The 10591-nt window shown below is 71.5% G+C and carries 6 protein-coding genes; 4 read left to right on the top strand and 2 right to left on the bottom strand.

The features are described 5' to 3' along the window. Nucleotides 1–123: 123 nt before the first annotated feature. Complete coding sequence (locus ABB55_RS11670; protein WP_083463552.1) at nt 124–1089, bottom strand: alpha/beta hydrolase; 966 nt, start codon at nt 1087–1089, stop codon at nt 124–126. A 471-nt stretch (nt 1090–1560) separates the two neighbouring features. Between ABB55_RS11670 and ABB55_RS11665 the strand changes: the two genes are divergently transcribed. From ABB55_RS11665 to ABB55_RS11650, 4 genes are all read left to right on the top strand, one after another. After that, nucleotides 1561–3354 carry a sensor histidine kinase gene (locus ABB55_RS11665; protein ID WP_152982017.1) on the top strand — a complete coding sequence of 598 codons (1794 nt, stop codon included), beginning with the start codon at nt 1561–1563 and terminating at the stop codon, nt 3352–3354. Nucleotides 3355–3432: 78 nt separating this feature from the next. Continuing rightward, nucleotides 3433–5547 carry an ATP-binding protein gene (locus tag ABB55_RS11660; RefSeq protein ID WP_152982016.1) on the top strand — a complete coding sequence of 705 codons (2115 nt, stop codon included), beginning with the start codon at nt 3433–3435 and terminating at the stop codon, nt 5545–5547. 291 nt (nt 5548–5838) lie between these two features. Continuing rightward, nucleotides 5839–6708, top strand: a complete 870-nt coding sequence (gene olsB / locus ABB55_RS11655; RefSeq protein ID WP_054362006.1) for a l-ornithine N(alpha)-acyltransferase — start codon at nt 5839–5841, stop codon at nt 6706–6708. A 181-nt stretch (nt 6709–6889) separates the two neighbouring features. Further along, nucleotides 6890–7684: a DUF4272 domain-containing protein gene (locus ABB55_RS11650; protein WP_152982015.1), complete on the top strand. Its 795-nt coding sequence runs from the start codon at nt 6890–6892 to the stop codon at nt 7682–7684. Nucleotides 7685–7737: 53 nt separating this feature from the next. On the opposite strand, the gene mutS is transcribed toward ABB55_RS11650, so the two are convergent. After that, nucleotides 7738–10557: a DNA mismatch repair protein MutS gene (mutS, locus tag ABB55_RS11645; RefSeq protein WP_054358948.1), complete on the bottom strand. Its 2820-nt coding sequence runs from the start codon at nt 10555–10557 to the stop codon at nt 7738–7740. Nucleotides 10558–10591: the final 34 nt, after the last annotated feature.

The raw sequence follows: 10591 nt of genomic DNA, 5'->3' as shown, positions 1-10591 counted from the left end.
TCGGCATGGCCCCCCGGCCGATTCACAGTTGCTTAATATTCTATGCTCCAACGGTCGAGTCGGGTGCTGTCCGCACCATCACGCAAATACCGGCTTCTTCCCTACGCATTCGGGTGCTTGCGGTCAAACCGGAGCGGTCCGCCCTTGCGCGAATGCGGCCAGGGCGTCGGCGATCGCGCGGAAGGCGGCCATCGCCGGCGCCGAGTGGTGGCGCGCGCGCATGAAGCTGTGGGCGAGCGCGGGCTCGCGCCGCAGCGTGGAGGGGATCCCGGCGGCCAGCAGCCGTTCATGGAACGCGACCCCATCGTCGCAGAGCGGGTCGTGCTCGGCCACGATCACGAAGGCCGGCGGCAGGCCGGACAGATCGGCCGCCAGCAGCGGCACGGCCCGCGGATCCGTCCAGCCGGCCGCGCCCCTCGGCCCCAGGAAGGCTTCGAGGAAGTAGATCATCTCTGCGCGGGTCAGGCAGGGCGCCTCGGCATTGGCACGGTAGGACGCGGTCTCGGTGTCGGCGCCGAGCACCGGATAGATCAGGACCTGCGCGAGCAGTTGCGGCGCGCCGGTCGCGCGGAGGTGCAGGGCGGCACCGGCCGTGAGCTGGCCGCCGGCGCTGTCGCCGGCGCCGATGATGCGCGCGGGATCGATGCCGTGCCGGGCGCCTTCGGCGCGCAGATAGGCGAGAACCGCGAGCATGTCGTCGAGCTGGGCCGGATGGCGGTGCTCCGGTGCCAGCCGATAGTCGACCGCCGCCACCACCACATCCGCGCCGGCGGCGAGCTCGGCGCACATGTCGTCATGGGTCTCCAGGCTGCCCAGGACCCAGCCGCCGCCATGCCCGTAGAGCACGCCGGCCTTCGGCGCCGCCCCCTCCGGGCGATAGAAGCGCACGGCGATCGGGCCGCCCGGTCCCGGCACCGCGACGGTCTCGACCGACAGCCCGGCCGGATGCGGCGCGCGGAACGACCGGCACACCGCCTCCCAGCCGCGCCTCTGCTCCGGCAGCGGCCAGTCCGTGCTCTCCGGCGGGGATTGGCTGGACAGCGCCTCGTAGAAGCGGAGCATTCCGGGGTCGACGGGGATTTCGGACATGGCAGGCCTGTCGGATGATGGGCGTCGTGGGACCCAACACCTAGACCATGGCGCCGGGAAAACGGAAAGTGCGTCCTTTCCCGCCCGCCCGCCCGCCCGCCCGCCCGCCCGCCCGCCCGCCCGCCCGCCCGCCCGCCCGGGCGGCCTGTTGGCAGGCCCGCGGCGGGCGACCGGCCGACCGGAGCGCGAGCCCTGCGCAGGCGGCCCGGACGGCGCCCGGTTTCGGCGGTCCGCGGCGGGCGGCAAATCCGCGCAACGGCATGGAACCGATGGCCGGCTTGCGCGTTCGGGCTTCAGTGACCCCGGACCGCGTCGGGAAACGGGGACCTATGCATTGGCTTGGATCGGTCGGCGCGGCCGGCCGCATTCGCAATGGCACCGGGCTGGACGGGTGCACCGGGGTGATTTGTCTTGCGCGGAATCGTTGATTTTCTTTTCGGTTCGCAATCCCTCGCCGCCGTCGGCTCGGGAATGGCCTGGAGCGCCGCCCTGGTGCAGCCGGCGGCGTTGGCCGGTCTGGCCGTCGCCGCGACGCTGATCGCGGCCGCCGTCGCGATCGCGCTGTTCCTGCGCGGCCGGTGCGACGTGACGTCGGAGACCCGCCGGCTCGCCCGGATGGTCTCGATCGTCCTGATCGCCGGCGCTGCGACCGAACTGACCGGCGTCGCCACGCTCTGGCAGCCGGTCTACGGGCTGCACATCGTCATGAAGGCCCTGTTCGTGGGCGTGACGCTCGGCGCCATGGCGGTCGCCTGGCGGATTCTCCCCGGCGTGCTGGCGATGCCGTCGCGGGCCGCGCTGGCCGATGCGAACCACCGGCTCGAGACCTTGAATGCCGAACTGGAGGTCCGGGTCGAGGCGCGGACCCGGGAACTGGCGGAGGCCAAGGAGCGGTTCGAGGCGGCGCTGTCGGGCTCGCGCATCTCGGTCGCCACCCAGGACCGGGACCTGCACTACCGCTGGATCCACAATCCGCCGCTCGGTCTGGCGCCGGAAGCCATGATGGGCCGGACCGACGACGACATTCTCGATGCCGCCGCCGCCGCCCATATGCGCACGGTCAAGTTCGGCGTGATCAATGCCGGCCAGCCGGCCAGCACGGAGATCGAGACGCAGGATCGGCAGCGCGGGCGCGTCTGGCTGCGGGTCCACGTCACGCCCTATTGCCCGGGCGGCCGGGCGCCGGAGGGGGTCACGCTGGTGGTCGTCGACATCACCGACGAGCGCCGCCGCGCCGAAATGCTGGAACATGTCACGCAGGCGCTGGCCGAGGCCAACGCCCGGTTCGACACCGCGCTGGCCGGCTCCAACATCACCATGTTCCGGCAGGATCGCGACCTTCGCTATACCTGGATGCACAACCCGCCGCTGGGCATGACCGCCGAGGACTTCCTCGGCCGCGACGACGAAGCCGCCTTGCCGGAGGCGACGGCGCGCGTCGTGATCCCCCTGAAGCGGCGGGTGCTGGAGACGGCCGAGCCGGAGCGCGCCGAGGTCTCGATCAAGATCGGCGACGGGCTGCACTGGTTCGACCTGCGCATCGAGCCGTTCCACGAGCGGGGCCGGATCGCCGGCGTCATGTGCGTGGCGATCGACATCACCGGCCAGAAGGAATACCAGCAGCAGCTCAAGGTGGTCATGCGCGAGCTGACCCACCGGTCGAAGAATCTTCTGGCCGTGGTCCAGGGGATCGCCCGCCAGACCGCCCAGACGGTCGACGACATGCCCGCCTTCGTCGACCGCTTCGGCGCGCGTCTGCAGGCGCTGGCGCGGGCGCACGACATCCTGGTCGACGAAAGCTGGCGCGGGGCGTCGATCGACGAACTGGTGTCGAGCCAGCTCGGCCACGTCATGGAAACCTCCGGCGACCGCCTCGACGAGGGCGGCACGCGCGTCATGCTGAAGCCGGAGGCGGCCCAGAACGTCGCGCTCGCCCTGCACGAGCTGGCCACCAACGCGGCCAAGTACGGCGCGCTCTCGACCGCCGAGGGCCGCATCGCCGTGCATTGGGGCGTGCGCGCCTCCGAGACCGCGGGGGACGGCGGCCAGGTCTTCGAGATCACCTGGCAGGAGCAGGGCGGACCGCCGGTCGAGGAGCCGCGGCGCAAGGGCTTCGGGCGGATGATGATCGAGCGCCTGGTACCGCGCGCCATCGACGGCACCTCGGAACTGGTGTTCGACCCGGAAGGCATCCGCTGGACGCTGCGCTTCCCGACCGACTACCTGACCGACGACGGCAAGGGGTCGATCGCCGTGCGCTCCTGAGCGGATGCGGGCGCCGGCCGGCCCCGCGATCGTGGCGGCGTCAAGGCTTTGGCAAGCCCGCCCGGCTATCCTGCCGGCATGAGTGCACATGCGGTCGATCCGAACTCCGGTGCTGCCGGTGCCGCCGGTCTGCGGCGGGCGCGCGTGCGCCGTGCCGTCTGGGCGGCTGCGGCGAGGCTCACCCGGCCGGCCCATGCGGAGCGGCGCGACCTGGCGGCGCGCATCGAACGGCTCCAGGACGAGGTCTGGACCCTGCGCGAGGAGGCGGAGCGCTGGCGGTCGGTCACCGAGGCGGCCGGCGACCTGATCCTGCGCTGCGACGCGGCCCGCCGCATCCGCTTCGTCAACGAGGCCTTCGCAGAGACCTTCGGGCTCGACGGGGCGTCGGTCGTCGGCGCGGATGCCGACGCGCTGCTGAACCGCTTCGGTCTCGATCCCGGCGACGAAGCGGCGATGGCGGCCGGCGACCGGCTGATGCGGACCACGGCGGGCGCCGCCTGGTATGCGCTGGTCGAAAGCCCGGTCGCGGGGCGCGGCGGCGACGGCGACGAAATCCAGATCACTCTTCGGGATGTCGGCGACCGGCGCGCCTTCGAGGCCGAACTCAGTCGCGCCCGCGACCTCGCCGAGGCGGCGAGCGCGGCCAAGTCGCGCTTCCTGGCCATGGCCAGCCACGAGATCCGCACGCCCCTCAACGGCATCGTCGGCATGGCCGACCTGATGGCCGAGACCCAGCTCTCTTCCGAGCAGCAGGCCTATCTGCGCGCCATCCGCACCTCCGGCGAGGCCCTTCTGTCGCTGGTCGAGGACGTGCTCGACTTCTCCAAGATCGAGGCCGGCCGGCTGGATCTGGCGCCTGCGCCCGCCGGCCTGGAGCCGATGGTCGAGGCGGTGATCGAGCTGGTCGCCCCGCGCGCCCAGGCCCGCGGCATCGAACTTGCCGCCCATGTCGCTGCCGACGTGCCGCTGCGGCTGGTCTTCGACGAGGCCCGGCTGCGGCAGGTTCTGATCAACCTCGCCGGCAATGCGGTCAAGTTCACCGAGCGCGGCGGCGTCGCCGTCACGGTCGCGCGCCTCGATGGCCGCGCCGATCGGGCGCGCCTGCGCTTCGAGGTGACCGATACCGGCATCGGCATCGCGCCGGAGCATCTCGAGCGGATCTTCAACGAATACGAGCAGGCCGAGAGCGGGCCGGCCCGGCGGTATGGCGGGACCGGCCTCGGGCTGGCAATCTCGCGGGCGATCGTCGAGCGGATGGGCAGCCGGATCGAAGTCGAGAGCAAGCCCGGGCGCGGTTCCTGCTTCGCCTTCGACCTCGACCTGCCGATCGCCGAACCGCCGAACCTGGCGCGACCGCTGGCCGGCCGGCGCATCCTGGTGGTCTCGCCCGGGCTGATCGATCCGGTCCAACTGTCCCGCCGGCTCGGCGATCTCGGCGCGGACGCCAGGCTGGCGGCCGATGCGACGGCCGCGCGCGCCGCCTTGGCCGAACCGGGCGGCGGCGGCTACGACGCCCTGCTGGTCGATCACCGGGCGGATTTCGATGCCGGCCGCCTGCTCGCCGCGCTCGGGCGCAACCGCCCGCCGGCCGCGGTCATCGTCGCGCCGGCCGACCGGACCGCGCTCGAACGGCTGAAGTCCGGCGGCTTCGGCGGCTGGCTGGTCAAGCCGGTGCGCCAGCGTTCGCTCGCCATGGTGGCGGCCGCGCTGGCGGAAGGCCGCGCCATCGCCAACGACGCGACCGACATCCGCGTTCCGGCAACCCGATCCGAGCGCGCCGGCACGGGCCCGCTGCGCATCCTGGTCGCCGACGACAACGCCATCAATGCGCTGCTGGCCCGGGCCCTGCTCGCCAGCCTCGGCCACGAGACGATCACGGTCTCCGACGGGGCGCTGGCGGTCGTGGCCGTCGCGGCGGCGGCCCGGGCCGGCATGCCGTTCGAGGCCATCCTGATGGACCTGCACATGCCGGGTCTCGACGGCTACGCGGCGATCCGCGCCATCCGGGCCGCCGAGACGGCGGCCGGCCGGCCGCGCGTCGCCATCCTGGCGGTCACCGCCGATACCGCGCCGGAGGTCGACCGCGATGTCCGCCAGGCGGGGGCCGACGCGCGCCTGATCAAGCCGGTCGAGCCGCAGACCCTGTCGGCCGTCCTGGATCAGATCGTGCCGGGACCGCGCGCATCGGGTTGATGAGCCGGCTGAATTGGTCGTTCGGCGGGGATGTGTTTCTGCGCGCTGTCATGATCCTGTCGACTGGGCATGCTTTCCTGGTGGGAGTACAAATCGCAGGGTCGCGATCGCATCGCCCGGTCAGTCCCGTTTCGTCGGGAACTGCCCCGGAGCGATCGGGAGCGCAGCGGCCGGATTGGGGAACACATGCCGACGCCTTCCAGAGTCACCGGTCTTGCCAAGGTTCCGGGTCTCGCGCTGGTCTCCAACATGATGCCGTTCCGGCATCTGCCCCGGGCCCAGATCAATGTGATGCCCGGCCTGCGCCTGAGGGCGCCGCTCGGGCCGCTGCCCGACGGCGGCGGCGATCCGGTCCTCGGCCGGATCGGTTCGCTCGAAGTGCGCCTCGCGCGCACCGTCGGCGAGGTCAAGCGGGCGCAGGAACTGCGCTACCGGGTCTTCTACGAGGAAATGGCCGCGATCGCCGATGCCCGCACCCTGATGACGCGGCGCGATTCCGATGCCTTCGATCCGATCTGCGACCATATCCTGGTGGTCGACCACGACGCCCAGGAGCCGCGCGCCTTCGGCCGCCGCGCGCCGCGCATCGTCGGCACCTATCGGCTCCTGCGGCAGGATGTTGCCGAGCGGCATGACGGTTTTTATACGGCAAACGAATTCGATCTGCGCGCGCTGCTCGACCGGCACCGGTCGAAGCGCTTCCTGGAACTCGGCCGCTCCTGCGTGCTGCCCGACTATCGCGGCAAGCGCACGGTCGAACTGCTCTGGCAGGGCGTCTGGGCCTATGTGCTGCGTCATCGCATCGACGTGATGATCGGCTGCGCCAGCTTCGAGGGCACCAACCCGCACCGCCTCGCCCTGCCGCTCGCCTTCCTGCACCACAAGGCGCGCGCCTCGCTCGACTGGCGCGTCCGCGCCCTGCCGGGCCGCTATGTCGAGATGAACCGCCTCGCGCCGGAAGCGCTCGATGCGCGCGCGGCCATCGCCGCCATGCCGCCGCTGATCAAGGGCTATCTCCGTCTCGGCGCCATGATCGGCGACGGCGCGGTGGTCGACCACCAGTTCGGCACCACCGATGTCTGCATGATCATGCCGGTCGAGACCATCTCGCCGCGCTACATCAACTATTACGGCGCCGATGCCGGCCGCCGGGCGGCCTGAACGGGAGGTCTTGCGCCGGGCGGCCTGAACGGAAGTTTCCCCGCAGGGCGGTCCGTTTGGGGCCCGCCGGCGGGATCGCGGGAACGATGACAGGTCCGGGAACCGGCATGGGCGGGCAGCCGCATTTTGCGCGGTACTCTCCGATTTGATCGTGGAAGTTGGTCGGCCCGTGAATGGGGGCTTGGCACCCATCGACAACCTCTGGTACGGTTTGCGGGGTTTCGGACGCCGCGTATTCGGTGCGCCCGGAGGGCGCGCCTTTCCGGAAGTGTGCATGGCCGGATCGTCCATCATCGGCTTCATCCGTCGGATTTTGTTCGGGGAAGATCCGGCGGAGCTGGGTTTTACCCCTGCGCAGATCGCGCGGAAGTCGAACACCGAAGCGCGACTTCGGGCGCAGGGTGTCACGATCAACCGCGGCCTGCCGTTTACGGAAGACGAAAGCGAAGTCGAACGCCGACCCTCGACAGAGGTGCTCGATCGAATCCTGGCGCTGTCCGCCGTGTCCTGGAAGGCGCTTGGTCGGGAGGGTCTTGGAGCGTTTGTCGAGACTTTCAGCGTTCGGGAGAAACTGTCCCCGCGCGAAGCCGCATATTTCGACGATCCGTCACCGAGCGAGCGCGACAAAATTCAGTTCTCATGGCGCTGCGAAGCCGCGCAGGAACTGCTCTGGGCACTGGGCGTCGATACCGGCCGATCGGCGTGGCCAGCCTCGCAAACCCATCCGCCGGCTGTCTTTTCCGCAGCGATCGACGCGGCGCAACGCTTATTGCCCGAGCCGCGGCCCTTGCCCGAGGTCCTCGATGCGCTGGACCTCATCTATCGTTGCCATTGGGCGGTGCGCAATGAGCAAGTGGCCGGCAACACCAAGATCGCGGACCTCGATGGCAGCGTCATCATGGAACGACATCATGCCCTGAATTGGCTGGTTCGGTATTCGGACGACGACTGGGACGACGTGCCCACCGACACGTAAAATCGTGTCCGGCGGCGCGCATGGCACCGGGTCCGTCACACGGCGTGGCCGGTTCACCCCTTGCGCAGCTTTGACTTCAGCCGGTAGAGCGCCTCGAGCGCCTCGCGCGGGGAGAGGTCGTCGGGGGCGAGGGCGGCGAGATCGGCCAGGGCCTCGGCGGCGCCGGGCGGCAGGGCCGGTTCGGCCGGCCTGGCGATGGGCTTCGGTTCCGGCGTCGGTTCGGCGGCCTTCGGCTTCAGGGCCGAGAACAGCGGCAGGTCGTCGATCAGGGTCAGGCCCGGCCGCTTGCGGTCGTGCTCCTCGAGCTGGCGCAGCACCAGACGGGCGCGCTCGATCACCGAGGCCGGCAGGCCGGCCAGCCGGGCGACCTGGATGCCGTAGGACCGGTCGGCCGCACCGGGCACGATCTCGTGCAGGAAGACCACGTCGCCCTTCCATTCGCGCACCCGCACGGTCGCGTTGACGATGCGCGGCAGGCGCTCGGCGAGCGCGGTCAGCTCGTGATAGTGGGTCGCGAACAAGGCGCGGCAGCGGTTGGCCGCGTTCAGATGCTCGATCGCCGCCCAGGCGATCGACAGCCCGTCGAAGGTGGCGGTGCCGCGGCCGATCTCGTCCAGGATGACCAGCGAGCGCCGGCCGGCCTGGTTGAGGATCGCGGCGGTCTCGACCATCTCGACCATGAAGGTCGACCGGCCGCGGGCGAGATCGTCGGCCGCGCCGACGCGGCTGAACAGGCGGTCGACCACGCCGATGCGCGCCTCCGCGGCCGGCACGAAGCCGCCGGCCTGGGCGAGGATCGCGATCAGCGCATTCTGGCGCAGCCAGGTCGACTTGCCGCCCATGTTCGGGCCGGTCAGGATGACCAGCCGGCCGTCGCCGTCGCGGGTGGTCGGCCCGAGTTCGCAGTCGTTGGCCACGAAGGCATCGCCGCCCTCGCGCCGCAAGGCCTGCTCGACGACCGGATGGCGCCCGCCGACGATGCGGAAATCGAGCCCGTCGCCGACGGTCGGGCGGGCATAGCCGTCCGTCCCGGCCAGATGGGCGAAGCCCTGGCTCACGTCCAGCACCGCCAGCGCCTCGGCGGCCCGGCGGATCGCCTCGCCCTCCTCGACGGTCTTCGCCGCGAGGAGGTCGAACACCTCGAGTTCCAGCCCGAGCGCGCGCTCGCCCGCCGAGGCGATGCGGGCTTCCAGATCGGACAGCTCGACGGTCGTGAAGCGAACCGCGTTGGCGAGCGTCTGCCGGTGGATGAAGCGCGCCGAAAGCGGCGGCGCCATCAGCTTCTCGGCATGGACCGCGGTGGTGTCGACGAAGAAGCCGAGCACGTTGTTGTGCCGGATCTTCAGCGAGCGGATGCCGGTTTCCGCCTGGTACTCGGCCTCCAGCCGGGCGATCAGGCGGCGCGAATCGGCGGAGAGCTCGCGGGATTCGTCGAGGGCGGCCGAATAGCCGGCACGGACGAAGCCGCCGTCGCGCTTCGACAGCGGCAATTCATCGGCGAGCGCCGAGGCGAGCAGGGCGGCGAGGTCGTGCGGCGCCTGGGCGAGCGCGTCGCGGGCCTCGGCCATCTCGTCGGGCAGCAGGGCGGCCGCGTCGAGCCGGGTCGCGATCGCCGCGACGGCGGCGAGGCCGGCCGCGATGGCGCCGAGATCGCGTGGCGAGCCGCGCTCCAGCGCCAGCCGGCCGAGCGGGCGGACCATGTCGGGCGCGCTCTGTAGCGCGGCCCGGAGTTCGGCGGCGAGCAGCGTGTCGTCAGCCAGCCAGGCGACCGAATCGAGCCGCCGCTCGATCTCGGCGACGACCGTCGACGGGCTCGACAGCCGCTCGACCAGCAGGCGCTGGCCGGCACCGGTGACGGTGCGGTCGATCGCGGCGATCAGGCTGCCGCGCCGGTCGCCGGAAAGGGTGCGGGTCAGTTCCAGATTGGCCCGGGTGGCGGCGTCGATCAGCATGACGCTCGCGCTGCCCTCGGCGGCCGGCACGTCGAGCCGGGCGCGGCGGCCGAGCTGGGTCTTTTCGACATAGGCGACGATCGCGGCGGCGGCGATCGTCTCGGCGCGCGAGAAGCTGCCGAAACCGTCGACGGTCGCGACCCCGAAATAGGCACCGAGCCGGTCGGCGGCCGTCGCCCCGTCGAACAAGGCCGCGGAGACCGGCGTCACGGCGGCGCGCTGCAGGCGCCAGACCGGCTTCAGGTCGTCGTCCTCGTAGAGCCGGTCGGCGACCAGGATCTCGGTCGGGTCGATGCGGGCGAGATCGGCGGCGAGGCGGTTGCGGTCGGTCTCGGCGAGGCGGAAGGCGCCGGTCGAGATGTCGGCCCAGGCGAGCCCGAAGCGGGCGTCCTCCTCGCTGCTGCCGCGGATGCGGGCGACGGCCAGCAGGTGGTTGGCGCGGCCTTCGTCGAGGAGGTTCTCCTCGGTGATCGTGCCGGGCGTGACCAGCCGCACGACATCGCGGCGCACCACCGCCTTGGCGCCGCGCTTGCGCGCCTCGGCCGGGTCCTCCAGCTGCTCGCAGACCGCCACGCGGAAGCCGAGCGCGATCAGCTTCTGCAGATACTCGTCGGCGCGCGAGACCGGCACGCCGCACATCGGGATGTCCTGGCCGAGATGCTTGCCGCGCTTGGTCAGCACGATGCCGAGCGCGCGCGACGCCTTGACGGCATCGTCGAAGAACAGCTCGTAGAAGTCGCCCATCCGGTAGAACAGGATGTAGTCCGGATTGGCCGCCTTGATCTCGATGAACTGCGCCATCGACGGCGTGACATGGCCGGCCTCGGCATCGCCGGAGGAGGCGGGGCTGCTGGCAGTGGCGAGGCCGCCGGGGGCAGGGGGAGCGGTGCCGGCGGCGTCCGGCGGGAAGGCGTCGTTCATGGCGCGACGCTAAAGCATGTCCGCGCGCGACGGA

This window comes from Prosthecodimorpha hirschii (assembly GCF_001305515.1).
Taxonomy (GTDB): Bacteria; Pseudomonadota; Alphaproteobacteria; order Rhizobiales; family Ancalomicrobiaceae; genus Prosthecodimorpha; species Prosthecodimorpha hirschii.
The sequence above is the reverse complement of the archived record's forward strand: the minus strand, read 5'-3'. Positions and strand labels throughout refer to the sequence as shown.

Bases quoted from the DNA above. Each gene is read 5' to 3' on its own strand.
- mutS (WP_054358948.1), bottom strand. From the start codon at position 10,557: ATGAACGACGCCTTCCCGCCGGACGCCGCCGGCACCGCTCCCCCTGCC.
- ABB55_RS11665 (WP_152982017.1), top strand. From the start codon at position 1,561: ATGGCCTGGAGCGCCGCCCTGGTGCAGCCGGCGGCGTTGGCCGGTCTG.
- ABB55_RS11660 (WP_152982016.1), top strand. From the start codon at position 3,433: ATGAGTGCACATGCGGTCGATCCGAACTCCGGTGCTGCCGGTGCCGCC.
- olsB (WP_054362006.1), top strand. From the start codon at position 5,839: ATGCCCGGCCTGCGCCTGAGGGCGCCGCTCGGGCCGCTGCCCGACGGC.
- ABB55_RS11670 (WP_083463552.1), bottom strand. From the start codon at position 1,089: ATGTCCGAAATCCCCGTCGACCCCGGAATGCTCCGCTTCTACGAGGCG.